This is a genomic window from Aliivibrio sp. A6 (assembly GCF_028765505.1).
Lineage (GTDB): Bacteria > Pseudomonadota > Gammaproteobacteria > Enterobacterales > Vibrionaceae > Aliivibrio > Aliivibrio finisterrensis_A.
In genome coordinates this window covers 57864-84681 of sequence record NZ_JARACR010000014.1, presented here as the reverse complement: position 1 = coordinate 84681, position 26818 = coordinate 57864, and the positions used below count along the sequence as shown (strand labels likewise).

The 26818-nt window shown below is 39.2% G+C and carries 24 protein-coding genes; 15 read left to right on the top strand and 9 right to left on the bottom strand.

What is annotated here, in order from left to right; translation table 11 throughout:
* The first annotated feature begins 59 nt into the window (after positions 1-59).
* The 10 genes from fabD to ptsG all read left to right on the top strand — a co-directional run bounded on the left by fabD (position 60) and on the right by ptsG (position 9641).
* Entirely contained in the window at positions 60-983 is a 924-nt protein-coding gene (gene fabD, locus PVK70_RS10195; RefSeq protein ID WP_130045538.1) for an ACP S-malonyltransferase, read from the top strand.
* A 19-nt stretch (positions 984-1002) separates the two neighbouring features.
* Positions 1003-1737 (top strand): 3-oxoacyl-ACP reductase FabG, encoded by a 735-nt coding sequence (gene fabG / locus PVK70_RS10190; RefSeq protein ID WP_165367164.1) that lies wholly within the window; start codon positions 1003-1005, stop codon positions 1735-1737.
* Between the two features lie 169 nt (positions 1738-1906).
* On the top strand, positions 1907-2140 hold the full coding sequence (gene acpP, locus PVK70_RS10185; RefSeq protein ID WP_017051317.1) for an acyl carrier protein: 234 nt from the start codon (positions 1907-1909) through the stop codon (positions 2138-2140).
* A gap of 92 nt (positions 2141-2232) precedes the next feature.
* Positions 2233-3477 (top strand): beta-ketoacyl-ACP synthase II, encoded by a 1245-nt coding sequence (gene fabF, locus PVK70_RS10180; RefSeq protein WP_130045536.1) that lies wholly within the window; start codon positions 2233-2235, stop codon positions 3475-3477.
* A 107-nt stretch (positions 3478-3584) separates the two neighbouring features.
* Complete coding sequence (gene pabC, locus PVK70_RS10175) at positions 3585-4391, top strand: aminodeoxychorismate lyase (RefSeq protein WP_130048221.1); 807 nt, start codon at positions 3585-3587, stop codon at positions 4389-4391.
* The gene (gene mltG, locus PVK70_RS10170; RefSeq protein ID WP_130048220.1) at positions 4385-5395 is read left to right on the top strand and encodes an endolytic transglycosylase MltG; all 1011 of its coding nucleotides are present in this window, start codon (positions 4385-4387) and stop codon (positions 5393-5395) included. Before pabC ends, mltG begins: the two co-directional genes overlap by 7 nt.
* A gap of 2 nt (positions 5396-5397) precedes the next feature.
* Positions 5398-6030, top strand: coding sequence for a dTMP kinase (gene tmk / locus PVK70_RS10165; RefSeq protein ID WP_130048219.1), 633 nt, complete (start codon positions 5398-5400; stop codon positions 6028-6030).
* Positions 6020-6991 carry a DNA polymerase III subunit delta' gene (gene holB, locus PVK70_RS10160; protein ID WP_130045532.1) on the top strand — a complete coding sequence of 324 codons (972 nt, stop codon included), beginning with the start codon at positions 6020-6022 and terminating at the stop codon, positions 6989-6991. The genes tmk and holB overlap by 11 nt, the downstream gene beginning before the upstream one ends.
* 1 nt (position 6992) lies before the next feature.
* Positions 6993-7763 (top strand): TatD family hydrolase, encoded by a 771-nt coding sequence (locus tag PVK70_RS10155; protein WP_130048218.1) that lies wholly within the window; start codon positions 6993-6995, stop codon positions 7761-7763.
* 450 nt (positions 7764-8213) lie between these two features.
* A complete protein-coding gene (gene ptsG / locus PVK70_RS10150) occupies positions 8214-9641 on the top strand; it encodes a PTS glucose transporter subunit IIBC (protein ID WP_130048217.1) in 1428 nt (475 codons plus the stop codon).
* Positions 9642-9732: 91 nt separating this feature from the next.
* On the opposite strand, the gene PVK70_RS10145 is transcribed toward ptsG, so the two are convergent.
* The 4 genes from PVK70_RS10145 to PVK70_RS10130 form a co-directional block, all read right to left on the bottom strand.
* Positions 9733-10359 (bottom strand): glutathione S-transferase, encoded by a 627-nt coding sequence (locus tag PVK70_RS10145; RefSeq protein WP_130048216.1) that lies wholly within the window; start codon positions 10357-10359, stop codon positions 9733-9735.
* 91 nt (positions 10360-10450) lie between these two features.
* Entirely contained in the window at positions 10451-10546 is a 96-nt protein-coding gene (locus PVK70_RS10140; RefSeq protein ID WP_130045528.1) for a MetS family NSS transporter small subunit, read from the bottom strand.
* A gap of 1 nt (position 10547) precedes the next feature.
* Complete coding sequence (locus PVK70_RS10135) at positions 10548-12014, bottom strand: sodium-dependent transporter (protein ID WP_130045527.1); 1467 nt, start codon at positions 12012-12014, stop codon at positions 10548-10550.
* Between the two features lie 359 nt (positions 12015-12373).
* Positions 12374-13003, bottom strand: coding sequence for a porin family protein (locus tag PVK70_RS10130; protein ID WP_242504786.1), 630 nt, complete (start codon positions 13001-13003; stop codon positions 12374-12376).
* Positions 13004-13150: 147 nt separating this feature from the next.
* On the opposite strand from PVK70_RS10130, the gene cydH reads away from it, so the two are divergent.
* A complete protein-coding gene (gene cydH, locus PVK70_RS10125) occupies positions 13151-13240 on the top strand; it encodes a cytochrome bd-I oxidase subunit CydH (RefSeq protein ID WP_130045525.1) in 90 nt (29 codons plus the stop codon).
* Between the two features lie 101 nt (positions 13241-13341).
* On the opposite strand, the gene PVK70_RS10120 is transcribed toward cydH, so the two are convergent.
* Entirely contained in the window at positions 13342-14112 is a 771-nt protein-coding gene (locus tag PVK70_RS10120; RefSeq protein ID WP_130048215.1) for a phosphoribosylglycinamide formyltransferase, read from the bottom strand.
* A 358-nt stretch (positions 14113-14470) separates the two neighbouring features.
* On the opposite strand from PVK70_RS10120, the gene tyrS reads away from it, so the two are divergent.
* A complete protein-coding gene (tyrS, locus tag PVK70_RS10115; protein ID WP_130048214.1) occupies positions 14471-15751 on the top strand; it encodes a tyrosine--tRNA ligase in 1281 nt (426 codons plus the stop codon).
* 119 nt (positions 15752-15870) lie between these two features.
* Here the strand turns inward: tyrS and PVK70_RS10110 are convergent, their stop codons facing one another.
* Together PVK70_RS10110 and dcuC are read right to left on the bottom strand one after the other, a co-directional pair.
* Complete coding sequence (locus PVK70_RS10110) at positions 15871-18246, bottom strand: YgiQ family radical SAM protein (protein ID WP_130048213.1); 2376 nt, start codon at positions 18244-18246, stop codon at positions 15871-15873.
* Positions 18247-18633: 387 nt separating this feature from the next.
* Positions 18634-20001 carry an anaerobic C4-dicarboxylate transporter DcuC gene (gene dcuC / locus PVK70_RS10105; RefSeq protein WP_130048212.1) on the bottom strand — a complete coding sequence of 456 codons (1368 nt, stop codon included), beginning with the start codon at positions 19999-20001 and terminating at the stop codon, positions 18634-18636.
* Between the two features lie 341 nt (positions 20002-20342).
* On the opposite strand from dcuC, the gene PVK70_RS10100 reads away from it, so the two are divergent.
* Positions 20343-21050 carry a hypothetical protein gene (locus PVK70_RS10100; protein WP_130045520.1) on the top strand — a complete coding sequence of 236 codons (708 nt, stop codon included), beginning with the start codon at positions 20343-20345 and terminating at the stop codon, positions 21048-21050.
* A gap of 67 nt (positions 21051-21117) precedes the next feature.
* Positions 21118-21312 carry a DUF4250 domain-containing protein gene (locus PVK70_RS10095; protein WP_130045519.1) on the top strand — a complete coding sequence of 65 codons (195 nt, stop codon included), beginning with the start codon at positions 21118-21120 and terminating at the stop codon, positions 21310-21312.
* Positions 21313-21347: 35 nt separating this feature from the next.
* Here the strand turns inward: PVK70_RS10095 and PVK70_RS10090 are convergent, their stop codons facing one another.
* A complete protein-coding gene (locus tag PVK70_RS10090; RefSeq protein ID WP_130048211.1) occupies positions 21348-22259 on the bottom strand; it encodes a LysR substrate-binding domain-containing protein in 912 nt (303 codons plus the stop codon).
* Between the two features lie 220 nt (positions 22260-22479).
* Here PVK70_RS10090 and metE point away from each other — a divergent pair, with 220 nt between their 5' ends.
* Positions 22480-24813, top strand: a complete 2334-nt coding sequence (gene metE / locus PVK70_RS10085) for a 5-methyltetrahydropteroyltriglutamate--homocysteine S-methyltransferase (RefSeq protein WP_130048210.1) — start codon at positions 22480-22482, stop codon at positions 24811-24813.
* 62 nt (positions 24814-24875) lie between these two features.
* Here metE and PVK70_RS10080 read toward each other — a convergent pair whose 3' ends face one another.
* Positions 24876-26522 carry a putative bifunctional diguanylate cyclase/phosphodiesterase gene (locus PVK70_RS10080; RefSeq protein ID WP_242504785.1) on the bottom strand — a complete coding sequence of 549 codons (1647 nt, stop codon included), beginning with the start codon at positions 26520-26522 and terminating at the stop codon, positions 24876-24878.
* Positions 26523-26818 lie beyond the last annotated feature (296 nt).

Genomic DNA, 26818 nt, shown 5'->3' with positions numbered 1-26818 from the left:
TAGACATCTGTTTGATGATCTAGCTTCTTTTATGTGCTTATTTAAAGGAAATAATATTCATGAGCAATTTTGCTATCGTTTTTCCAGGTCAAGGCTCTCAAGCTGTTGGCATGCTTGCTGAACTAGGTGAGCAACACGAAGTGGTAACTAAAACTTTTGCTGAAGCATCAGAAGCATTAGGTTATGACTTATGGTCACTTGTTCAAAATGGTCCAGCAGAAGATCTAAATCAGACTTTTCGTACTCAGCCTGCATTATTAGCGACCTCTGTTGCTTTATGGCGTGTATGGCAAGAACAAGGGTTAGCACAACCTTCTGTTTTAGCAGGTCATAGCCTTGGTGAATATTCAGCACTTGTATGTGCCGGCGTTATTAACTTTAAAGATGCAATAAAATTAGTTGAGCTTCGTGGTCAACTGATGCAAGAAGCAGTACCTGCTGGTGTTGGTGCAATGTATGCGATTATTGGTTTAGATAATGAATCAATTGCAAAAGCATGTGATGAAGCAGCACAAGGGGAAGTGGTTTCACCAGTTAACTTTAACTCTCCTGGTCAAGTTGTTATCGCTGGTAACAAAGATGCAGTAGAGCGTGCTGGCGTATTATGTAAAGAAGCGGGCGCAAAACGTGCACTACCTTTACCTGTATCAGTACCTTCTCACTGTGCACTAATGAAACCAGCGGCTGATAAACTAGCGGTAGCGCTAGAAAGCATTGAATTTTCAGCACCAGTACTGCCTGTTATCAACAATGTTGATGTTGCTGCCGAATCAGATCCTGCAAAAATTAAAGACGCACTTGTTCGTCAACTATACTGCCCTGTACGTTGGACAGAAGTAGTAGAAACAATGGCTGAGCAAGGCGTAGAAACCTTATATGAAGTTGGTCCAGGTAAAGTTCTTACTGGTTTAACTAAACGAATCGTTAAATCACTTAGCGCTGCAGCGGTAAATGATGCCGCTTCTCTTGAAGCTGCTAAGTAATTAAAGGGAATAGTAAATGATGAATTTAGAAGGCAAAATTGCCTTAGTTACTGGCGCTAGCCGCGGTATTGGTCGCGCTATTGCTGAGCAATTAGTCTCTCGCGGTGCAACGGTTATTGGTACTGCAACTTCTGAAAATGGCGCAGTTGCTATCAGTGAATATCTAGGTGAGAACGGTAAAGGTCTTGCTTTGAATGTAACAGATGCAGAATCTGTAACTGAAGTACTAAAAACCATCAATGATGAGTTTGGTGCGATTGATATCTTAGTGAATAATGCGGGTATTACTCGTGATAACCTACTTATGCGCATGAAAGATGACGAGTGGATGGATATTATTGATACCAACCTAACGTCTATTTTCCGTTTATCTAAAGCCGTACTTCGTGGCATGATGAAAAAACGTAATGGTCGCATTATCAACGTAGGTTCTGTTGTTGGTACTATGGGTAACGCAGGTCAAACTAACTATGCTGCTGCAAAAGCAGGCGTAATTGGCTTTACTAAATCGATGGCTCGTGAAGTCGCTTCACGTGGCGTAACGGTGAATACTGTCGCTCCAGGTTTTATCGAAACAGACATGACAAAAGCCTTGAATGATGACCAACGAGCTGCAACACTATCATCAGTACCTGCTGGTCGTTTAGGTGATCCTAAAGAAATCGCAGCTGCAGTTGTATTTTTAGCATCTCCAGAAGCGGCTTATATCACAGGTGAGACATTGCATGTGAATGGCGGCATGTACATGGTTTAATCACTAAAATTGATTTAAGGGTGACTTAGGTCAATTTTGGGTCAAAATTGCACTAAAAATCACGAATTTCGTGGTTTGACCAGCAATCTTAGCCTTGCAACTTTCTTATTAATGAATAGAATACAGCAAGTATCGCAAATCAGCGAAGTCTGTAATTAGGAAAATTAAAATGAGCAATCTTGAAGAACGCGTAAAGAAAATCATCATTGAGCAACTGGGTGTGGATGAAGCTGAAGTTAAAAACGAAGCATCATTTGTTGATGACCTAGGTGCAGATTCACTAGATACAGTTGAACTAGTTATGGCTCTAGAAGAAGAGTTTGACACTGAGATTCCAGATGAAGAAGCTGAGAAAATCACTACTGTTCAAGCTGCTATCGACTACGTAACTAGCGCACAGTAAGAAATACCCTCCAGGCGGTCATCTTGACCGCCTGAGTTTTTAATACGCTACAATCCCTATCTAAATTTCAAATAATTCCGGAGAAATATATCGTGTCCAAACGTCGTGTAGTTGTTACAGGCATGGGTATGCTAACACCGGTGGGTAACACTGTTGAAGCATCTTGGAAAGCGCTGTTAGCAGGCCAAAGTGGTATCGTTAATATCGAGCACTTTGACACCACTGAGTTTACTACTCGTTTTGCAGGTCTAGTTCAAGACTTTAATGCTGAAGAGTACATGTCTAAGAAAGACGCTCGTAAGATGGATTTATTTATCCAGTACGGCGTGGCTGCTGGCATTCAGGCATTAGATGACTCGGGTTTTAAAGTTACTGAAGAAAATGCTCACCGTATTGGTGCTGCAATTGGTTCAGGCATTGGTGGTCTTGGCTTAATTGAAGCTGGTTACAAAGCATTTAGTGAAAAAGGTCCTCGTAAGATCAGTCCGTTTTTCGTGCCTTCAACCATCGTTAATATGATCGCAGGTCATATGTCGATCATGCGCGGTCTACGTGGTCCAAATATCGCAATTTCAACTGCTTGTACTACAGGTCTTCATAATATTGGTCATGCGGCTCGTATGATCGCTTATGGTGATGCTGATGCAATGCTAGCGGGTGGTGCGGAAAAAGCATCTACTGAGCTAGGTATGGGCGGTTTTGGTGCTGCAAAAGCACTATCAACAAATAATGAAAACCCTCAAGGCGCATCTCGTCCTTGGGACAAAAACCGCGATGGTTTTGTTCTAGGTGATGGCGCTGGCATGATGGTTCTTGAAGAATACGAACACGCAAAAGCTCGTGGTGCGAAAATCTACTGTGAATTAGTTGGTTTTGGCATGAGTGGTGATGCTTACCATATGACTTCACCAACGCCTGATGGTTCTGGTGGTGCACTAGCAATGGAAGCAGCGATGCGTGACGCAGGCGTAACGGGTGAGCAAATCGGTTATGTAAATGCACACGGCACATCGACACCTGCAGGTGATGTTGCGGAAGTTAAGGGCATTAAGCGTGCTCTTGGTGAAGCGGGTACTAAACAAGTATTAGTATCGTCAACAAAATCAATGACAGGTCACTTACTAGGTGCAGCTGGTTCTGTTGAAGCAATCATTACAGCGATGTCTTTGGTTGATCAAATCGTTCCACCAACGATCAACCTTGACGATCCAGAAGAAGGTTTAGATATTGACCTTGTTCCGCATACGGCTCGTAAAGTTACTGATATGGAATATGCTATCTGTAACTCATTTGGCTTTGGTGGTACAAACGGTTCACTGATCTTCAAGAAAATGTAATAACTTGTTTGTGAGACTTAATTAGTTTCTAAGAGTCAGTTACACTTTAAAGGCGGTTTGATATTATATCAAACCGCCTTTTTATTTATCAGTGGTTAGGAGCTGTCATGTTTTGGGTTAATGGAATGGAATCTGAATCACTTCCCATAAGTGACCGAGCAACTCAGTATGGTGATGGTTTTTTTACCACCATGAAGGTATTAAATAAGAAAGTTTGTTTGTGGGAGCTGCATCTAAACCGACTTAAAACCTCCGCAATACGCTTAAATATTACAGAGCCTGATTGGAATGCACTTGATAAACAAATCACTGAGCTTGCAACGAAAGTAATTAGTGGTGGCATTAAAGTGTTAATTACTAGAGGAAGCGGGGGGCGAGGCTATTCCCCTCAAGATTGCGATGATACTCAAGTTATTATATCCACTTTTTCTCTTCCTATTTATTACAAAGAATGGAAGCAGAAAGGGATAGATTTAGGTGTATCAGATATTCAGTTGGGACTAAATCCATTATTAGCTGGAATGAAGCACCTAAACCGCCTAGAGCAGGTACTAATAAAGCAATCAATATCTAAAACAGATTATCTCGATGCTATTGTTCTCGATATTAGTAACAATATCGTTGAGACATCTATAGGTAATCTTTTTTGGGTTAAGAATGATAAACTATTCACTCCAGATTTATCATTAGCAGGTGTTGAAGGTGTGATGAAAGCGCATATTAAGAAGATTGCGAGCATTCATCATATCGGGATTGAATCAGTACATTGTGATTTTGATACATTAGCTGTTGCTGATGAAGTGTTTATCACTAACTCTTTATTTGAAATTGTACCTATTAATAAAATCAAAGACATTCATTTTACCAAGCATACATTAACTTATTGGTTTCAGGAGAAACTGTACTCGTGTTGAAAAAACTTATTATCATTATTTTATTTTTGGCGGTCGCTGCACTTGGTGCTGGCTTTTGGGCTTATCAGCAGGCAATTAATTTTACCCAACAACCTGTAATGCTAGAGAAAGCTCAACTTGTTGAAGTTAAATCAGGAACAAGTTACCGAAAACTCATTCGTCAGTTTGAAGAAAAGCAATGGATATCAGACACTCAATGGGCTCGATTTACCCATAAATTAACCCCTCAGTTAACTAATATAAAAGCCGGTACGTACTGGGTTGAACCAAATCAAACGCTAGCAGAAGTACTGACTCAATTAAAAACGGGTAAAGAGCATCAATTCTCAATTACTTTTGTTGAAGGTAGTCGTTTTTCTGAGTGGCAACAACAACTAGAACAAGCGCCTTACCTAGAACATGAACTTGAAGGTATGTCAGAAGAAGACATTGCGAGTAAATTAGGCATTGAACGGTCTAAATTAGAAGGTCTTTTCTTAGCAGAAACGTACCATTATACGGCAGGCATGAGTGACTTTGATATTTTAGAGCGTTCTCATAATGCGCTAGTGACATTATTAGATGCTGAGTGGAAAACAAAATCAGCCAATTTACCTTTAAAATCATCTTATGAAGCGTTGATCTTAGCCTCTATCATTGAAAAGGAAACCGCTATCGATTCTGAAAGAGAGCGAGTTTCATCTGTGTTTGTTAATCGCCTAAGGCGTGGAATGCGTTTACAAACTGATCCAACGGTTATCTATGGTATGGGTGATAAATACGACGGTAATATTCGCAAGAAAGATCTCCGAACACCAACGGCATACAATACTTATACCATTAATGGCTTACCCCCAACACCGATTGCAATGGCGGGTCCTGCATCGATAAAAGCAGCATTACATCCAGAAACAAGTCGTTATCTTTATTTTGTTGCTGATGGTACAGGTGGTCATAAATTCACTAAATCATTAGTAGAGCATAACAAAGCAGTTAGAGCTTACTTAAGAACGTTAAGAAATTAATCATGTCTAAATTTATTGTAATCGAAGGCCTAGAAGGCGCAGGTAAAAGTACAGCTATTAAAAATGTATTAGCCACATTAGCTAAGCATGGTATTGAAAACCCTGTAACAACAAGAGAGCCAGGCGGAACACCTCTTGCTGAAAAAATGAGAGAGCTGGTAAAGCAAGGGCACCCAGATGAACCGTTAACAGACATGGCTGAATTGCTATTGTTGTATGCTGCTCGCGCACAGTTAGTTGGAAATGTGATTAAACCTGCTCTTGCAAAAGGTGAGTGGGTCGTCGGTGATCGTCATGATTTATCGTCGCAGGCATACCAAGGCGGTGGTCGTGGGTTTGATCGTAATTTAATGAAAACGATGAGAGACACGGTTCTAGGTGACTTCAAACCAGATTTAACCATTTACATGGATATTGACCCTAAGCTTGGATTACAAAGAGCTTCTGCTCGTGGAGAGCTTGATAGAATTGAACAAATGAAATTAGATTTTTTTGAACGAAGCCGTGAACGTTACTTAGAGTTCGCAAACAGCGATGAAAGTATTATTACTATTGATGCGGGACAAGATTTAGATACGGTAACTCGCTCTATTGTGAATGCGCTAGAAGCGTGGTTAGTGACTAATGGCAACTAAACTCTACCCTTGGCAGGAAGATATTTGGCATCAATGGCAGCAGCTTATTGCAAATGATAGGCTGCCTCACGCTATCTTATGTGCAATGCCAGAAGGGACTGGGCGAGATAAATTAGTTCAGTATTTTTCTGATACTCTACTTTGTTTAACTCAAGGCACTGAACCTTGTGGTTTCTGCCATAGTTGTGATTTGATTCAATCTGGTAATCATCCTGATTTGCACTGGATTAAACCAGAAGTGGAAGGTAAATCGATTTCTGTAGAACAGATCCGTCAATGTAATTCATGGGCACTAGAGTCATCGCAATTTAACGCTAAGCGAATGATTATTATCGAACCAGCAGAAAAAATGACAGAGTCTGCTGCAAACGCATTACTAAAAACATTAGAAGCCCCACCGAAAAACTGCCAATTTGTCTTACTTGCTAGCTCTTTGCATCATTTATTACCAACAATACGCAGTCGCTGCCAAACTTGGCAACAGCCAGTGATCAGTGCTGAAGTGATTACTCAATGGTTACTCGAAACTGAAGAACTAACGGTAAATACGCAGTCAATTATTTTGAATCGATATTTACCGCTAGCGGTAAAGAGCTTTTATCAAGATAAGAAACAAGTAAGCCATCAGCAGCTTCTTTCACACTTTAGTGTTTGTGTTCAATCCTCTTTTTGTAATACAGCCGATGTGGTTAAAACCTTGCTAAAATTAGAGGATGAAGGCTTATGTTGGTTAAGTTACTTGTTGTCTGATATACAGAAACGACAGTTAGGAATTGTAACTGATTGGATTCATTGTGATGAAAAAGAGACGGTAGAGAGACTAGCAAAAAGCATCTCTTCTAACCTTATCTATAAGCAATATTTGAGTCTAAATACGCTAAGGCAACAACTCAATGATCATCCGGGCTTAAACAAAGAACTATTATTAACTCAGTGGTTATTTGAGTTTATTGGAGAATAATGTGTTAGTTGATACACACTGTCACCTAGACAAGTTAAATTATAATGATCTGCATACTAATGTGGGTGATGTACTTGAAAAAGCAAAATTACGTGGAGTAGAGCAGTTTCTAACCGTAGGTGTTACTTTAGATGCTTTTCCCAATATGATGGAAATGATCAAAGATCACCCTGAAGTTCATGCGTCTTGTGGTATTCATCCATTAGATGTGGAATCGGAATTTGATTTATCTATTTTCCGTCAATATGCGGCCAATGATCGTGTTATTGCTATTGGTGAAACGGGGTTAGATTATTTTTATCAACCTGAAAGCGCGTCTCGTCAACGCGACTTGTTTGAACAACAAGTTGAGGTGGCTGTTGAGTACAATAAACCACTAATTATTCATACAAGACAAGCTAGAGAAGATACCTTAGCAATTCTAAAAAATGGTCAAGCAAACAAATGTGGTGGTGTTATTCACTGCTTTACTGAAGACTGGGCGTTTGCTGAAGCAGCAATGGATTTAGGTTTTTATATTTCAATTTCAGGTATTGTTACATTTAACAAAGCCACTGAGTTGAAAGATGTTGTTCGTCGCTTGCCATTAAATCGTATTTTAGTTGAAACAGACTCCCCATATTTAGCCCCTGTTCCCTATCGAGGAAAAGAGAATCAGCCAGCGTATGTCAGAGAAGTTGCTGAGTATATTGGCTTACTAAAAGGGAAATCCTTTGAGGAAGTTGCTCAAATAACGACGAATAATTTTAAAAATCTTTTTTTGAACAAATAAATTAAATAAGTTCACAAAGTAACCAAAAAAGAGAATTATACTTCTCTTTTTTTTATGGATTTGATTTTTAGCAAGTTTTCGTTAATAAAATTCTAAGTAATCGGTTGCGGTAGCTATTTATTTATACTATCTATTTTTGTTGCTAAAAATAACATTTATCACCCTGCTTATTTTTATTTTTATTAATTGTAATCAGTGACTTATAGTAAAGTTGCATTTTTTTTGTTATTTTTGCTACGCCTTGCTTTTGTGATCACTGCAGGGTTTTAAAACAATAAATGAAAACATGCTAGAAACTGTTTTTACATAGGTCTATATTTAGCGACAGTTTGATTAGAGACACGATTACTTACAATTATGTTAGTTACATTAGGCGAGGGGGATATTGCCGTAACGAGCTAGTTAGTAATTGAATGTTTCAATTGTATTTATAATGATTAGGAGCAAAACATGTTTAAAAACCTTTTTGCCAACCTGCAGAAAGTTGGTAAGGCGCTTATGCTGCCTGTATCAGTACTTCCTGTAGCTGGTATTCTTTTAGGGGTTGGTGCTGCCAACTTTAGTTTCCTTCCAGAAGTGGTTTCTCACTTAATGGAACAAGCAGGTGGTTCTGTATTTGGCCAAATGGCTTTGCTATTTGCTGTGGGTACTGCACTTGGTTTTACAAACAATGATGGTGTAGCTGGTCTAGCTGCTGTTGTTGGTTACGGCATCATGGTTGCTACACTTAAAGTGATGGCGACAGTAATGGGTGTTGATGGTATCGAGACTGGTGTTCTTGGTGGTATCCTTGCTGGTGGTGTTGCTGGTTGGGCTTTTAACAAGTTCTACCGTATCCAACTTCCTGAGTACCTTGGCTTCTTCGCTGGTAAGCGTGCAGTGCCAATCGTGACAGGTTTTGTATCTATCGCTCTAGGTTTGGTTCTTTCTGTAATTTGGCCACCAATTGGCGGCGCAATTGCAGCGTTCTCTGATTGGGCTGCAAACCAAAACCCAGTAATGGCATTTGGTATCTACGGTGTAATCGAACGTTCTCTAATTCCTTTTGGTCTTCACCATATTTGGAACGTACCATTCTTCTACGAAGCCGGTTCTTGTGTGAACAGCGCTGGTGAGCAAGTAAATGGTATCATGACTTGTTTCCTAACTGCTGATGATGCATCTCGTGCTGCGGGCAATGGTTTTGGTCAATTAGCGGGTGGTTACCTATTCAAAATGTTCGGTCTTCCTGCTGCTGCAATCGCAATTGCACATTCAGCGAAACCTGAAAACCGTGCAAAAGTAATGGGTATCATGGCATCTGCTGCGTTAACTTCATTCCTTACTGGTATCACAGAACCAATTGAATTTGCATTCCTATTTGTTGCTCCTGTTCTTTATGCTATCCACGCTGTACTTGCTGGTGTTGCATACATGCTAACTAACGCATTAGGTGTTGTACACGGTCACACGTTCTCAAATGGTTTCATTGACTTTGTAGTTCAATCTCCACGTGCAGAGAATCTTCTACTTCTAGTCGGTCTTGGTCTTGTTTACGCTGTTGTTTACTACATCGTATTCCGCTTTGTAATTAAAGCAATGAACCTGAAAACGCCAGGTCGTGAAGACGAAGAAGAAGCTGGTGTAACAGTAACTGGTTCTGAGCTTGCTGGTGAGTTAGTTGCTGCATTTGGTGGTAAAGAAAACATCACAAACCTTGATGCTTGTATCACTCGTCTACGTGTATCGGTAGCAAACGTTGAAGCCGTTGACCAAGATAAACTGAAAAAACTTGGTGCAGCTGGTGTTGTTGTTGCGGGTTCAGGTGTTCAAGCTATCTTTGGTACTAAGTCTGATAACTTGAAAACAGATATGAATGAGTGGATTAGTCATAACTAATTTGCGATTCTATCGATGAATAATAAAAGGAGACTTTCGAGTCTCCTTTTTCTGTTTCTGGCTTGAAGAAAATCGAAGATAAGCAAAGGTATTATCTTTCAGGAAATGAGATGTCTTGATTTGAGTCTAGCCAAGTAGGGTATTTTTTCATAATGGAGAGAAACAGCTCTGAATCAATGAAAGTCGTAAGCCAGTGCTTTACGTGTTGATACTTACTTTGGTTAAACCATTCAATATTAACGAACGCAAATTGTCGAATAAAAGGAAGGATAGCTAAATCAGCTAAGCTGTATTCATCACTAAATAACATTCTCGAAGTAGAGAGTTGTTGCTCCAGTCTTTCTAAAAATAGCTCCCCTTGTTCACGATAATAGAGTTCTGTGTTCTCAGGGTAACGATCTGCATATTTGTATTTATCCAACCATCCTTTAAACACATGATCGTTTTCTTCTATTAATAAATACATGGACGCTGTTGTTGATAATAGTAATTCTGAATCCTCTAAAGCCCATTTCATGACATCTAAGCTCTCATCTATCACGTGTCCATCTTTTTCAATTAAGACAGGAACAGTGCCTTTAGGGGATACCTGTATCATTGCTTCAGGTTTATGTTTCAATATGATTTCACGAAGGTGAACTGATTTATTGGAAAGGGCGATACTAAGTCGTGCTCGCATCGCGTAAGGGCAACGTCGAAATGAATAGAGAATGGTCATTTTTACCTTCTAAATTAATTTAAAATGAAACGGCGAAAAAAAACAGATCCGAAGATCTGCTTTAAGTAATTGTATTGTTATAGGCTAAGTTCTAGTTACTGTTCATCGCTTTACGGATACAGAAGGCCGCGCCTCCCCACGTGATACCTAAGCCAATAACCATCATAATGATTGCACCAGTTGTCATATTAAGCCTCCTTGCTTGATTTATTAATAACGATACCAACAACCAACATTGCAGCAATTAATCCCCAACCAAGTAATAGTAAGTCTGATTGAGCGTAACCACCATATCCGTCGGTTAATGTATTAACAATATTAGTTCCTAAGATAACCACTAGAAATGCAGGACTAATAAAGCGTAAGCAGATCTCAAACCATTTACCAACGGTAAATTCAGAGATTTTATTTACGTGTGAACGTATGTCTGCAAGTTTTACCAACCAACCCATAATAAATAATTCAATTAAGCAGCTTGCTAGTAGAGCTATGTTATTAATGAAATAATCAACTAAATCAAGCAGCAATAGTCCGCCATTAGTCGCAAAGGCCATAGAAACAACCAGCCCTGTACCACAAACAACAGAAGCGGCTTTTTTACGAGACCATTTTAGTTTGTCGATAAATGCAGAGGTAACGGCTTCAATAATTGAGATATGAGAACTTAACCCTGCAACAACTAAAGCAAAGAAGAACAGAGGACCAAGAATATAAGGAGCAGGTAATAAATTGATGGCTGCTGGAATAGTAACAAATGCAAGACCAACACCAGCACTAACGACTTCAGTTAATGGTTTGCTTTGTTCATGCGCCATATTTCCTAGGATAGAGAAAATAAGAATACCAGCGATAATAGAGAAACCACAGTTAATCAATACTGTCATAAAAGCATTGTTATTTACGTCAGACTTTTCAGGTAGGTAACTTGAATAAGCCAGCATGATTGCGAAACCGACACTTAACGTAAAGAAGATTTGACCATAAGCGGCTGACCATACTTTTGGGTCTGTTATTTTACTGAAATCTGGTTGGAACAGGTAATTAAGACCATCTAATGCGCCTGGTAAGAAAATCATACGGCCGATAAGCGCAATAACCATAATAAATAGTAATGGCATCATAACCTTACTAGCACGCTCGATACCACTTTTTACACCACCAAAAATAGCAGCAAAAGTTATGCTCCATGCAATAATCATAGGAATGGCAATATGCCATTGAATACCACCCAGTTTTGTTGGTGAGTTATCGCCTAGCTTTAAATATTCACTAAAGAAGTAGGCATTTGTATCTTGGCCCCAGCTTTGAGAAAAAGACATGCTGAAATAAGAGATTGCCCAGCCAATAACGGCAACGTAATAAACTGCGATAACAGCGGCTATTAATACTTGAAACCAACCAAGCCATTCGTATTTTTGATTTATTTTTGCAAAAGTTCGCGGTGCTGAGCCTCTGAATTTATGGCCCATACCAAATTCCATGATCATAAATGGAATACCAGCAGTTAACATGGCAAATAAATAAGGAATAAAGAAAGCACCGCCACCATTTTCATACGCCATGTATGGAAAGCGCCAAATATTACCTAGACCGATAGCAGATCCTACTGCAGCAAGAATAAATCCTGCACGAGAACCCCATTGTTCACGCTTCATAAAATACTCCTTTTAAAAACTTTTCCCTGAGAAATGAAGCTAACTTAGTATCATTCTCTATTAAATTTGAAATCAATTTGCTCAAACTAGAGGTATTAGCTAAGCATTACAGGCAGATTACCCATTAATACTTGTTAAGGCAATATGATAAAAAGGTAGCTTAATGTAATCTATCTAGTCAATTATGCTGAAGTTGTAACTTTTTTTAGAGAATGGGTTTGTTTGGGGTGGGATGTTTAGAGTGTATTATTGTTAAATAAAGGTTAAGTAAATGATTGTGTTTTTGTAAATAAATTCCAATTGATGGGAAAGTAACCGCATTAATTGGAATTTATAAAATAATAGGTGGTGTGAGAAAGTTAAAAACTGAATCGTAAGCCAAGATTCCCTTGTACTTGATTCATCCAACTGCCTTCATAACGAATAACACATCTACTTTGTGTTGAATCAGAAACGCAAGCGCTGTCAAAACTACTATCAACAGAAGTGCCTAACCAACGGGCTTCTAACTGTAAGGCAAAATTGTCAGTAAAGTGATATTGCAACCCAGTAAAAGCACCGGCAGAGAAGCGTAAATTTTCATCACTCCAGTCGACATCGGTATAAGTTGCGCCAAGGCTTAATCCTAAAAATGAACTTAGTTTAGGGGTAAGGGAATAATCTAAAGCACTTTGGAAATGTAAATAATCAAACCGTGTTTTATTGCCCAGTGATTTTACCTCACTGCTTTGAGTACTATAAAATAACCCAATACGGCCTGTATCAAAATCCGTTTCTATAGCAAAAGATAAAGCGTTATCTCCATTGATTTTATAAGTATCTCCTGCACTGTTTGTCACCTCACCACCAGAAGAAAACCCAATAGAGGGTGTAAGATATACCTGAGCAAATATTTGTAAAGGCAGGATGGCTAGCAGCCCCAGTAATGACGTCCGTTTCATTTTTCCTCCTAAAATAGGTTTTAATTTTGATAATTTGTATTTAGCCACATAGCGACTAATCTTATCCCTAAGTTTGATTTATTATGCTGACATTGTGATGCTAATACCAACTTGGCAGTCAATTTTCTTTGATTCCTTGAAGATACCTCAAACTAGTGTTAATTTTTTGTTACTACACAATAACAAGGAGTCGTTATGGATAGTGATTTCAAATTTGCACTCATTACAACTATAGCCGTATTTTCTGGCTTAGCTTTTTTCGGAAGCTTGGTTTTAATGGCATAAATTAGTTTTGATGACATAAAAATAAACGCTATTAAATAAAAAGAGCAACCAATACGCAGTGGTTGCTCTTTTTTGTTTGCTGGCATGTTAATAGTGAAACATTACGCGAGTGCTTGAAGTGGTAAGTAGGTTTGCCATGCATTTGTATATAGTGATTGAGATAGAGCTCTCAATTTAGTCACTCGAGCATCTTCAAACTGAGTGAATTCTCGCTTTTCCAGAAGAGCTAAACGTTCAATGTTTTGAATTTCTTCATACAATTTATGCTCTGCACCATTTTTTACTGTCGCAATGTCTTTTAAATGCAGCTGTATTTCTGCGACCAGTTTTGTTTTTGGTAATTCGACGAGTAATTTTATGTCTCGGTAGCCTGATTTTGCTGGCTGTGCAAAACGGTTAGTGACACTCAGGACGGTTGTTTCTCTATTTATTGATTCATACGCCGTCACCAAATCAGGTATTGAATCGGCAACGATGGTCGCTCTTGCCATGTCAGTTAACTGGTTAACTTGACCATTTAACTCTTGTTCAATTTTTAATAAGGCACGTTCTGCGCTCTTCACTCCAGCAAATTGAGGCTGAGAATTAGAGATCAAAGCGGTTTCTTTACACAGATTTTCTAGCTCTCTTTGAGCTTGATGTGCTTTTGAATTTAAAATATCAAAATCATCGTAAGGCTGATGTGAGAAATAGTTCCAATTTTGAATCGAAAGTAGACCATTTAGGCTGTGAAGGACATGTTGATGATCGATCTCTGATTGGTTTGCTTCTTGATAATCAGGTTCAATAAACTCAATTAATGAGGAAGCTTGTGCTTGAGGACGTCCAAATACTAAAACCATTAGGACTGCGGCACGGGCAAACTTTTTCATTCTTTTTCCTTAGCAAGACAGAAAGAAATAGCAACTAAGTAGACTGCATCTTAGCAACACCTACTAAATAAATATGGGCACACTTAGCAGATTCAAGAGGTGAAAATTATCATTGTTTTGGTTTGAGTTAAGTATCACAGAATTACAATTCTTGGCGTTAAATTAAGGTCAATTTTTGAACTTTTTCTTCTTGAAATTGAAAGCAATTGTAACTAGGAATTTGTTAATCAAATGGGGAGATAAAATAGATATGAGTTCAAAGTGGCTTTTTACTCACAAAGTCTGTTATTTAGCGGCTAAATGTGTAAAATCGAGTCTTCTTTTTTATACCTAAATTTAGAGTACAAGTAGGTTATCTATGACAGCAACAAATGAATTATTGCAGGATTTAAAAGCTCGTGGGCTTATTGCACAGTGCACAGCAGACGAAGAATTAGCTGAGCACCTTTCTACTGACTGTCGTACTCTTTATTGTGGTTTCGATCCGACAGCAGACAGCCTACATATTGGTAGCCTAGTACCTTTGTTAGTTCTTAAGCGTTTTCAACAAGCGGGCCATAAGCCATTAGCACTTGTTGGTGGCGCAACAGGTCTAATTGGTGATCCAAGCTTTAAAGCGGCAGAGCGTCAATTGAACACGTCTGACGTTGTTGGTGATTGGGTTAATAAAATCCGTGCTCAAGTTTCTGCTTTTGTTGAGTTTACAGAAGAGAAAAATGGCGCAGAAGTGGTGAATAACCTAGATTGGATTGGTGAAATCAATGTAATCGAATTCATGCGTGATATCGGTAAGCATTTCAGCGTAAATGCAATGATTCAAAAAGAATCAGTAAAACAACGTATCGACCGTGAAGGTTCTGGTATCTCATTTACTGAGTTCAGCTACATGCTACTTCAATCGTATGACTTTGCTGCGCTAAACAAAGCAAAAGAATGTACGCTGCAAATTGGTGGTTCTGATCAGTGGGGTAACATCACTGGTGGTATCGATCTAACTCGTCGTATGAACCGCAATAAAGTATTTGGTTTAACGCTACCGCTAGTAACTAAATCAGATGGTACTAAATTTGGTAAGACTGAATCAGGTACAATTTGGTTAGACCCAAGCAAAACATCACCATACGCTTTCTACCAATTCTGGTTGGGTACTGCGGATGCTGACGTATATAACTTCCTACGTTTCTTCACTTTCCTATCTGTAGACGAAATTGCTGCAATTGAAGAAAGTGACAAGAGTGTTCAAGGTCGTCCTGCTGGTCAAGGCGTCCTTGCTAAAGAAGTAACTCGTTTGGTTCACGGTGAGGAAGGTTTAGCTTCTTCTATCCGTATTACAGAAGCGCTGTTCTCTGGTGACCTAGCATCACTAACTGAAACTGATTTAGCACAACTAGCGCAAGATGGTCTGCCAACGACTGAGCTTGACGCTTCTGAGCAAACTATCGTTGAAATTCTGACTCAATCTGAACTAGCAAAATCGAATAAGATGGCGCGTGAATTTATTGGTAATGGTGCAGTTTCAGTAAACGGTGAGAAAGTTGCTGATTCTGAAGTTGTTCTTAAGAAAGAAGACGCATTATTCGGTAAATACAGCGTAATTAAGCGTGGTAAAAAACTGTTTAATTTATACGTTTGGAAATAAGAATAAATTAGTAATGGGGTGGAGTATATAATTCTGTTTCATTACTTTATATTCAGACAATAAAAAAAGCGAACCGCATTGGTTCGCTTTTTTTATACTTGTTAATTTTTTCTATTTAATTAACGGTGTTTAGGCTTGCGTTTAGGCCCTGTACCATTTGGTTTATTACCAGTGGTTTTAGGTTTACCATTGCCACTTGGTTTATTATTTGAATAACCATTACGAACGCCATTTTTTTGTCCGCTTGATGCTGGCTTATCTGAACCTGTATTTCCACTAGGTTTTCCACCATTCCCATTGCGGTTTTGACCTTGAGAGCTAGGCTTACCGTTACGGTTATTCTTATTTTGACCACCGCGACTATTACTATTACGAGGATCACCATCAAACTGTGCTTGAGTATGCTTAGTTGCAAAACGTTTCGCGCCGTGACGTCCTGTTTGACGACGTTCAGCAGGTGTTTGTGTATCGATATCGTCTTCAGGCACTAAACAATGTGGCTTGTCACCAATAAGGTGCTTTTTACCCATCTCTGTTAGTGCTTCACGGATCATTTTCCAGTTTTTAGGATCGTGATAACGTAATAAGCCTTTATGCAGTCGACGTTGGCGTTCACCTTTAGCCACTGTTACATCTTCACGTTTTTTATATTTCACGCGTTTCAGTGGGTTTGTTTCTGAGTAATACATTGACGTTGCATTACACATTGGTGATGGATAGAAGTTCTGAACCTGATCACACTCAAGGTTGTTTTTCTTCAGCCACATCGCTAGGTTCAGCATGTCTTCATCTTCTGTACCCGGATGAGCAGAGATAAAATAAGGGATAAGATATTGCTTCTTACCGGCCTCTTGGCTGTATTTTTCAAACATAGACTTAAAGCGATCGTACGTACCCATACCTGGCTTCATCATTAAATCTAATGGGCCTTTTTCGGTATGCTCTGGTGCAATCTTCAAATAACCGCCAACGTGATGGGTCACTAACTCACGCACGTATTCTGGAGATTCAATGGCTAAGTCGTAACGAACACCAGAAGCAATTAATACTTTATTAATGCCTTTGACTTTACGTGCTTCACGGTACAAATCAATTGTATGTACGTGATCAGTATTTAACTTGTCACAGATCTTAGGGAAAACACATGAAGGGCGACGACAGGTTGCTTCTGCTTTAGGAATAGAACAACCTAAACGATACATGTTCGCGGTTGGGCCACCAAGATCTGAAATTGTGCCGGTAAATCCTGGAACTTTATCTCTAATTTCTTCTAATTCATTGATAATAGATTCTTTAGAGCGGTTTTGAATAATACGACCTTCGTGTTCAGTAATACTACAGAATGAACAACCACCAAAACAACCACGCATAATGTTGACTGATGTTTTAATCATGTCATACGCAGGGATCTTAGCTTTGCCATACATAGGGTGTGGGACACGCGCATAAGGCAAGTCAAAAACAAAATCCATCTCTTCGGTTGTCAGAGGGATTGGTGCTTGGTTTACCCATAATTCACGATCACCATGACGCTGAATTAATGCTCGGCCAGAGTATGGGTTAGTTTCTAAATGCATAATACGACTAGCGTGAGCATAAAGAATACGGTCACCGTTTAGTTTTTCATACGGTGGGATACGAATCGCTGTTGTTTTTGAATCATGGCTTGAAGCACGAACCGTAATAACTTGCGGTTGTTCTTCTTTTACTTCCGATTTGTTGGTTTCGCACTGCTCTTCTGTTGCGTATGGATTGATTGGAACAAAGACAGCTTTGCTTGGTTTTTCAATACGAGAAGAATCAATGATTTTAAAACCTTCAGGCTCTGCTGGTAAGTTTACTGCAGTACCACGAATGTCAGTCATTGTTTTTACGTCTTCGCCATTGGCAAGGCGATGAGCCACTTCAACCAATGCACGTTCAGCATTACCAAACAGAAGAATGTCACCTTTCGCATCAAACAGTACTGAGCGACGAACTTTATCAGACCAGTAATCGTAATGTGCTAAACGACGTAGGCTTGCCTCAATACCACCTAAAACAATAGGCGTATCTTTAAAGGCTTCACGACAGCGTTGAGAATATACCAGTACAGCACGGTCAGGACGCTTACCACCTTCATTATTTGGGGTATAAGCATCATCATGGCGAAGTTTTTTATCTGAGGTATAACGGTTGATCATTGAATCCATGTTACCCGCAGTAATACCAAAAAATAGATTTGGTTGACCAAGAGCCATAAATTCGTCTTTATTGTCCCATTTTGGTTGGGCAATGATACCAACGCGAAAGCCTTGTGATTCTAGCAAACGTCCGATGATCGCCATACCAAAACTTGGGTGATCCACGTACGCATCCCCAGTTACAATGATAATGTCGCAGCTATCCCAACCAAGTTGGTCCATTTCTTTACGAGAAGTAGGAAAGAAAGGGGCTGTTCCATAGCATTCTGCCCAGAATTTAGGGTATTCGTTTATTGGAGTTACGTTATGCATTAGTTCACCTCAGAATTTGGAGGCCGAATTATACCGATTTGAGGTGAGTTTAACCAGAAAAGAAAGCCCTCAATATTAGTAAGGGAGTTTCATTGGGTATTAAAGTTATAGATATAAACGACATAGGTAGGTGATAGAAATCGCCAGAAAGGATAGGGTAAAAATAATAGTCGTATCTTTGATCATGATGGTTGTGCCTGTTTTTGTCGTATGTATTGATAAGCTAAATTTAGCTTTATTTCATAAGATTTACGTGAGCATTAGGTAAATTGTTTGTAAGGAAAGTGCCTATTGGCTAAAGCATCACAGAATAAAACGAATAAAATCAAAAAAAACGCCAGTAGTATTAACCACTGGCGTTTAAGAATCGTTATCTATCTAACTTAATTATGCATACATTGGAACAAGTACCATGGTTCCTGCAATTACAGTGATTAAACCACAAATAACAGGGACAGAAGTACGTTTCACAACTTCAAATGGGCTGATTTTCGCCATACCAGATGTCGCTACAATAACGCCAGATACTGGAGAGATTGTGCGACCAAGGTTAGATGCTTGAAGCATTGGGATGATAAGGAATGCAGGGCTAAGACCCATTTTGCCAGCCAATTGTGGTGCAAGTTCTACGAATGCATAGAACGGCGCGTTACCAGAACCTGTTGCAATAGCCGCTGCTACTGTTAGACCAGTAAGAAGAAGCATCAGTGCAACACCACCAGCACCCGCAGAATCAGCAAGGTGAAGTAAGTTATCAATCGCACCAACAGACATTAGGCCTTGTGCAAATACACCTGCCGCAACTAATAGCATTACCACGCCTTTAAAGGCATCAGCCATACCCGCATAACAAGACTCTAGATCTTCTAGCGTTGCTTTGCCATCTAGCTTATTAGTGATAAAGTTAATGACTGCACCAATGAAGATTGAACCCACAACGATAGTATAAATATCTAAAGATAAACCAGGGATAGTTTTGCCATTGAAGACAAAGACACCAACGATTGGCAAGAAAGGTAAAATCGCATAGTAAGAAGGAGCGTTTACTTCCATTGCAGAAATATCTACTTTTTCCATTGGCGTATTTTCTTTCTTATCTAGGTATTTATTCCAGAAGAAAGCCGCCGCTGCCATTACAATGATTGCACAGATTGAAACAGGTAATACCGTCTCAACTGCAAATGTATGTAGAGGAAGGCCAGATTTTTCTGCTGCAACAATAACGTCACCAGAAGTAGGAGAAAGAATGATTGCCGCTGGAGAGGCACAAACGGCTACTGCTGCTGGGCGAGAAATACCCATTGCTGTCATCATTGGGAATAGTGTTGCCATTAATAGCACACCAAGACCCGTTGCTGAACTCACTGCAAGAGACATTAAACATGCCACGATATAAGCAGCAACCAGCAAAACATAAGGTGATTTAATAAATGCTAATGGTTTAGAAAACTGTTTTACAACCACATTGTTTGCGCCAATGTGAGTCATGTAAGAAGCAAAACCACAAAGTAGCATGATCTGCATACCTAGGCCGCCCCCACGATATTGCAGCATATATTTCACGTACTCTAACGCATCAGTTAGTAAGTTACCTGTCGCGGTTACTTTTGCTGGTAGAACGGTATGACCTAATAAGCCAGCAATAATAAGTAGTGCCAAACCAGCAGTGAGTAGTACGCCAGCGGCTTTATATCCTTTTACGATAAAGTAACCGACCAAAACGGTAATTACTAAACCAATCATTAACTCCAACATGGAATTTCCCTCTAATTAAAATATTAAAATACAAAAATTGTGTAACTTATCTACATATTCTTACACATTTCGTAATAGAAACTTACCTAATTTTCACCTGTAGCACATCTGCTACTTAGCACCATCATGATCTAAAACAAATAAAAAATAATTCTGTTAATAAGATGATACTTAACTGTTGTTCTTGTTGCGAGGAAAGGATAACGAGTTGAAAATTAATAAGCTGAAATTTGAGAACTTAACATAAGTTGGTTCTTTTTTGAGCACTACTAGACGAAGTGAAAATAGCGTTTATACTATCGTCATTCTACTATTTAGCATTCTAAAATCCGGCCATAATTATGTTCTTTCAAACCTTACAATATATTCTTATTCCAGCTCTTTTAGGGGCGCAAATATTATTAACGATCATTTTGCATAAAGGGGATATTTGCCCAGGTCAACGAGGTCGTATACATAAATGGTTGCCAGTGTTGATTCTAGGCTGGTGTGTTATTGCCGGTGTAGGTATGACTTACGCTTCAATTTTTGCGATTAATTTTGTTCCTGCCATCGCCATTGCTGGTTTTTACTTAAGTGTTAAAACGGGTAAAACGCGTGATAAAGGCCCCTTAATAGTTATGGCGCTTGCGAATGGTTTTGCTGCGGCAAGTTTTGTTAATTTAGCTTTGGGTTCAGGTTCATTTACGCAATTATTTTTTGCTGTTACTGGTCCATTCTTATTTGGGGCATTATTAGCGCATCTTCTATTAACTCTAGCGAGAACTCGCTTGCAGGCGTTTCATAAATTATTACCTATTAGTGGAATAGTGAGTGGGATAGTTATGTCGGTTATCTTGTTATGTCAGACATTAAGTATTCATGAGATCTTTTTGGACCGAATGGCCGTTAAGCTCGGTATTGCGTTAAGTTTGATGTTAGTAAGTATTGGTTTTTGGAGCTTTCACTTATTCAAACAGCAAGCCGTGAAGTGGCAAAATCTAGCGTTAGCAAGCGTAATTATGGCTATTTCTGGTTATTATCAATTTCAGTTGTTTTTTGTGATGTAGTCCACGCATTCATTCTTAAAACTGGTCTACTCTAAGTGTGTCTCTTAAGCAACATGGAGGGTGAAGATTGGATTTAAGTAATGCTCACGGACTAGAAAGTGGAATTCTACTCGGCATAATTAATGAAAAATTGCGATTGGAATGTCACAGTCTAGAAGAATTATCTAGTATGTATGAGCTTGATACACAAGGAGTTCAAGACAAGCTCAGTGGCTTGGGTTATCAATATGACCCATTAACGAATCAATTTAAAAATAAATAGGTTTTTTAATACACGCAATAGAAAACACACTTCGTTTAAGTCATTTTAATTCCATCTAAATGACTCTGGCTCTGCTGTTTCGCAGTAGAGAAAAATGCTTGTAAATATTTTTTATCATGTTCGCTGTCTCTAACGGCAGCGAACAATCTTCGCCATAAACCTTTCCCTAGCGGTTTACTCTCAATTAAGCCTTGTCTTGAAAACTCACTGATAGCCCAATTAGGTAATGCTGCAACCCCCAAACCTGCTGACACCATTTGTATTAACATGAGTGTGTTCTCTGCTTGTTTCCATTTTGCTGGTTCTGCATTGTTTGGCGATAGGAAATGTTTTACTACATCTAAACGCTGTTTTTGTACAGGGTAAGTCAGCATAGTTTGATCGAGTAAGTCCTCTGGTTCTATATATTCTTTATTGGCAAGCGGGTGGTTAGTTGCCATTACTAGGCGCATTTCAAAATCAAACAATGGTTCGTAATGTACCTCGCCACGGGGCTGGATATCAGAGGTAATGACGAGATCTAAATCGCCATTAACCAAAGCAGGTAACGGCTCAAACCCAAAACCCGATGAAAAATCCAATTCTACTTCTGGCCAACCCACTTGATATTCTTTAATCGCAGGCATTAACCATTGAAAGCAAGAATGGCATTCAATCGCCATGTGCAGTCGTCCGTGTAAGTCTTCTTTCAAGCTTGCAATATCGTATTCAGCTCTGGCCATTTTAGGCAAAATATCATCCGCTAGTTTTAACAGTATTTCACCTTCTGATGTGAATTTTACAGGACGAGTTTTGCGTAAAAAAACATGGTTACCAAGTCGAGCTTCAAAATCTTTCAGTTGATGAGAAAGCGCTGATTGAGTTAAATGGAGTGCATTGGCTGTTGCGGTTAATGAGCCAGTGTCACGTAATGTAGTTAAGGTTTTTAGGTGTTTTAATTCAATCATTACTGTACCTCAAGGTCCGTTTGAGTAAGTTCAACAATCTTCACAGTAAAGTGAAAAGGCCATAAAGTAAACATCTAGACGGCTAAATAAAATTAGTGCATTTAAATAAAATCTAGCTTAGTTGAAATAAATTCATAATCAAAATGAAGTATTCGACGTTGTAGATAGTTCGAAAAAAGGTCATTGTTTAGCCATCCAAACGGCTAAGGGAATTGGACAAATGACAACAAAATTAAACAATACAGTAGGAAAAACAGTCACTCATATTTTAGGTTATCCACGAGTCGGTGCTCAACGAGAATTAAAATTTGCTCAGGAAAAATATTGGCGTGGCGAGATAGAACAGAAAGAACTATTGGCCGTGGGCAGTGAGCTACGTCAGCGCCATTGGCAAGATCAATCCACATCAGGGTTAGATTTTGTTACTGCGGGTGATTTTGCTTGGTACGATCATGTATTAACCACAAGTTTACTTTTAGGTCACGTGCCTGCTCGTCACAATAACGGATTTCCTGATTTAGATACCTTATTTAAAGTGGGGCGTGGTCAATCTCAAAACAGCTGTGGTTGTGGTGAAGCAGCGTCGGATATGACTAAGTGGTTCAATACTAATTACCATTACATCGTGCCAGAATTTTCTAAAAACGATAAATTTAATGTCAGTTGGTCACAACTTTTTGATGAAATTGCTGAAGCACAAAAGCAAGGCCATAAAGTGAAGCCTGTGTTGCTAGGGCCGCTTAGCTACCTTTGGTTAGGTAAAGAAGTGAATGACGAGGAAGTAGAACAAGGGTTTGATCGTCTGTCTCTTCTGCCTCGCTTGTTGACGGCTTATCAAGCTATTTTCTCTAAATTAAATGCATTAGGTGTTGAATGGGTTCAAATTGATGAGCCAATTCTGGCACTAGAGCTACCAAAAGCATGGGCTGATTCATTCAAATTGGCTTATCAAGTGATTCAAAGTGATGTGAAATTACTCTTAACAACGTATTTTGATGGCATTGAGCATCATTTAGATAAAATCACAAAACTTGCGGTAAATGGTTTACATATTGATATTTCTGCCGATCCACACCAGTTAGATGCAATAGTGAGTGCATTGCCAAAAGAGTGGGTACTATCCGTAGGTGCGGTTAATGGGCGCAATGTATGGCGTGCAGATTTAGAACGTTTGCATGAAAAGCTTCAACCAATAAAAGAAGCCTTGGGTGATAAGTTATGGATCGCAAGTTCATGTTCATTGCTGCATAGTCCGGTTGATTTAGAACAAGAAACAGAATTATCGGAAGAGACGGTTCAATGGTTTGCGTTTGCAAAACAAAAGCTAAAAGAAGTGACATTGTTAGGTGATGCTTTAGATGGTAACCAAAATGCAATTCTAGCTTGCCATCAATACAGTCAGCCACTGCGTGAGCGTGAGAGTGCAGAACACATTAATAAGCCTGCGGTACAGCAACGCTTATCCGCTATCACTCCTGCATTAGCAGAGCGAGCAGAAGCATATGCAATCCGTGCGCAGCACCAAGCTGAAAAGTTAGGTTTGCCATTATTACCAACCACGACAATTGGATCATTTCCACAAACCTCTGATATTCGTCAACAGCGCAGTGCTTACCGTACTGGTAAGTTGAACGAGCAAGATTATGTTACTGCAATGAAAGGGCATATAGCCGATGCAGTTGAGCGTCAAGAACGTTTAGATTTGGATGTGCTCGTGCATGGTGAGGCTGAGCGTAATGACATGGTTGAATATTTTGCGGAGAATTTAAACGGCTTTCAAGCAACGCGATTTGGCTGGGTGCAAAGTTATGGATCTCGTTGTGTAAAACCAGCAATCGTGGTGGCAGATATTGAACGTGAAGCACCAATCACGGTTGATTGGACGCAATATGCTCAATCGTTAACGACTAAACAAATGAAAGGGATGCTAACCGGACCAGTAACGATTCTTGGTTGGACGTTCCCACGTGAAGACATTACTCGTAAAGAAATTGCACAGCAGTTAGCATTAGTATTGCGTGATGAAGTTTCTGATCTTCAACAAGCAGGCATTAATATTATTCAAATTGATGAACCTGCGATTCGTGAAGGGTTGCCAATTAAAAAGAGCGATCAAAAAGCGTATTTAGATTGGGCAGTAGAAGCGTTTAAGATTTCAGCAGCAAGTGCGAAATCAGAAACACAAATTCATACTCACATGTGTTACAGCGAGTTTAATGAGATTATTGAATCAGTAGCGGCGTTAGATGCGGATGTGATTACTATTGAAACCTCTCGCTCAAATATGGAACTCCTAAAAGCGTTTGAAGATTTTAACTATCCAAATGAAATTGGACCGGGTGTGTATGATATTCACTCACCAAATATTCCAAGCGAAGAGTGGATTGTTGATTTGATTGAAACCGCAGCAGCAAAAGTGCCTGTTGAGCGTTTATGGGTAAATCCAGATTGTGGCTTGAAAACACGTAACTGGAAAGAAACAGAAGCGGCGCTAGAGAATATGGTGAAAGCGGCAAAGACACTGCGTAAGAAATGGCACTCAAACGCAGCTTAATAGTAAAGTAAAGAGCGAAGCCTGTGATAGGCTTCGCTTGTGTTACTCTGATGCTACGTTATCTATTTTACTACCAGTAATTGATCGATTGACTGTGCCGTGACAGGCTTTGAAAAATAGTAACCTTGATATTTATCGCATGACTCCACTTTCAATATGTTCAATTGATCCTTATCTTCAATGCCCTCAGCGGTGACCGTGATACCTAAGTTATGCCCCAGTTGTATAATCGTACGAACAATCATGTGATCTTTTTCATTTGTGACAGAATCATCAATAAATGATTTGTCTATTTTGATAATATCAATAGGCAGTTGTTTTAAATAACGCAAAGAGGAGTAGTCAATACCAAAATCATCAATTGCAATTTTGACCCCCAACCCTCGAAGCTGATTGCATTTCGCAATGACTTGTTCGGGTTGATCCATCAGCGCCGTTTCTGTTATTTCTAATTGCAAATACTGGGCATCAAGGCCTGATGTTTCAAGAGCAAGGCGAACGGTATTGAAAATATCATCGTGAGATAACTGAACAACGGAAACGTTAACAGAAACCGAGATAGCAGAACCGTTATCACTCCATTCTTTTCCCTGTCGACACGCTTCATTGAGTATCCATTTTCCTAGATCAATAATGAGATGATTCTTTTCTGCAATTGAAATAAATTCAACGGGAGAGATAAGCCCTAAAGTAGGGTGCTCCCATCGAACAAGGGCTTCAACACCAACAATGCTATTTGTCGATACCGCAACATTAGGCTGATAAAGCAGATAAAATTGTTCTTCTTTTAGTGCAGTAAGAAGATCTTTTTCAAGTTGATAGTACCTGAGTGTTTCTTGCATTAACGTTTGATTAAACCATTGAGCGTTATTTTTGCCTCGTTGCTTGGCTTCATACATAGCAATATCGGCATTACGACACCATAATTCGGTTAATTCAGAGCAATCATCATACAGTGAAACACCAATGCTTGCGGTCAGGCTATAATGAGATTTGATGTTTTTATACGGTGTTTTCGCAAAATCCAAAACAGAGGTAATGAGTGTATTTGTGATGGGTTCAATATCCTGATGTTGTATAAGGACCGTAAACTCATCGCCACCGACACGATAAATAGAAACATCATGACCCTCTAATTCTCTTAAACGGTCGGCAAATTCAATCAGCACCAAATCCCCAACTTGATGACCTAGATTATCATTGATTTTTTTGAATCCATCTAAATCAATTTGTACTAATGCGTATTGATATTCTTCCTTAATATCCGGGTTATTTTTTATGTATTTTATTTTTTTTAAATCCGCATAAAATCGCTTCCGGTTATGCAGTTTGGTTAAAAAATCGGTCAAACTGTCTTTTTTATATTCCACCATTTTATTCTTGAGCTTTTGTTGATAAAAAGCCATTGCGGATGCAAACCCTGAAATGGCCAGCAGTTCTAGAGAATCCTCAATAAACTCTTCTAATATGACCATGTCTGAGAGTTGCAGATTGAAAGAATAAGAAAAAAGCAAGGCTCCTGCAGAGGCGACAGGCCATAATGAACCCGGAAAAAGAATAATATAAGCAAGAGGAATGGTGATAAACGGCTCCTCTACTGCATCCATGGTGATCGGTTCAATGATGTTGCCAGTAAAAATGATAAGGAAAGAAAAAATGGCAGCAAAACGAGCAATAGAATCACTTGAGTGGAAGCGAGCGATCAGCATCAGTATAGGATAGCTTAAGTATAAATAAGTACCAGTATTGTATTCGGTTAAAAGGGTGTCGGTAATCAGGTAAAGAGAGAAAAAATAAAAGACGTTTTTCAAAAAATGAAAATCGCTGAGTTTATTCAAAAGTTGAGGCATGGTTTATTTCGTTCTGTGGTTATATGTGAAAGATGGTGTATCGCTTATGATTGATTTTTTGTTCTATTTAAAGGGTGAAGCGAATCTTTTCGGGTGTGCTATGGGGATATTTGTTCGTGGTAGTGATGGTTTAGGAAGAGGGAGCGCATGGGTAA

Coding starts and splice junctions, on each gene's coding strand:
- tmk (WP_130048219.1), top strand. CDS start 5,398: ATGTCTAAATTTATTGTAATCGAAGGCCTAGAAGGCGCAGGTAAAAGT.
- PVK70_RS10090 (WP_130048211.1), bottom strand. CDS start 22,259: ATGATTGAATTAAAACACCTAAAAACCTTAACTACATTACGTGACACT.
- fabG (WP_165367164.1), top strand. CDS start 1,003: ATGAATTTAGAAGGCAAAATTGCCTTAGTTACTGGCGCTAGCCGCGGT.
- ptsG (WP_130048217.1), top strand. CDS start 8,214: ATGTTTAAAAACCTTTTTGCCAACCTGCAGAAAGTTGGTAAGGCGCTT.
- PVK70_RS10135 (WP_130045527.1), bottom strand. CDS start 12,014: ATGAAGCGTGAACAATGGGGTTCTCGTGCAGGATTTATTCTTGCTGCA.
- PVK70_RS10100 (WP_130045520.1), top strand. CDS start 20,343: ATGTTCTTTCAAACCTTACAATATATTCTTATTCCAGCTCTTTTAGGG.
- PVK70_RS10120 (WP_130048215.1), bottom strand. CDS start 14,112: ATGAAAAAGTTTGCCCGTGCCGCAGTCCTAATGGTTTTAGTATTTGGA.
- PVK70_RS10145 (WP_130048216.1), bottom strand. CDS start 10,359: ATGACCATTCTCTATTCATTTCGACGTTGCCCTTACGCGATGCGAGCA.
- metE (WP_130048210.1), top strand. CDS start 22,480: ATGACAACAAAATTAAACAATACAGTAGGAAAAACAGTCACTCATATT.
- dcuC (WP_130048212.1), bottom strand. CDS start 20,001: ATGTTGGAGTTAATGATTGGTTTAGTAATTACCGTTTTGGTCGGTTAC.
- tyrS (WP_130048214.1), top strand. CDS start 14,471: ATGACAGCAACAAATGAATTATTGCAGGATTTAAAAGCTCGTGGGCTT.
- PVK70_RS10080 (WP_242504785.1), bottom strand. CDS start 26,522: ATGCTGATCGCTCGCTTCCACTCAAGTGATTCTATTGCTCGTTTTGCT.
- holB (WP_130045532.1), top strand. CDS start 6,020: ATGGCAACTAAACTCTACCCTTGGCAGGAAGATATTTGGCATCAATGG.
- PVK70_RS10140 (WP_130045528.1), bottom strand. CDS start 10,546: ATGACAACTGGTGCAATCATTATGATGGTTATTGGCTTAGGTATCACG.
- fabD (WP_130045538.1), top strand. CDS start 60: ATGAGCAATTTTGCTATCGTTTTTCCAGGTCAAGGCTCTCAAGCTGTT.
- acpP (WP_017051317.1), top strand. CDS start 1,907: ATGAGCAATCTTGAAGAACGCGTAAAGAAAATCATCATTGAGCAACTG.
- pabC (WP_130048221.1), top strand. CDS start 3,585: ATGTTTTGGGTTAATGGAATGGAATCTGAATCACTTCCCATAAGTGAC.
- cydH (WP_130045525.1), top strand. CDS start 13,151: ATGGATAGTGATTTCAAATTTGCACTCATTACAACTATAGCCGTATTT.
- PVK70_RS10110 (WP_130048213.1), bottom strand. CDS start 18,246: ATGCATAACGTAACTCCAATAAACGAATACCCTAAATTCTGGGCAGAA.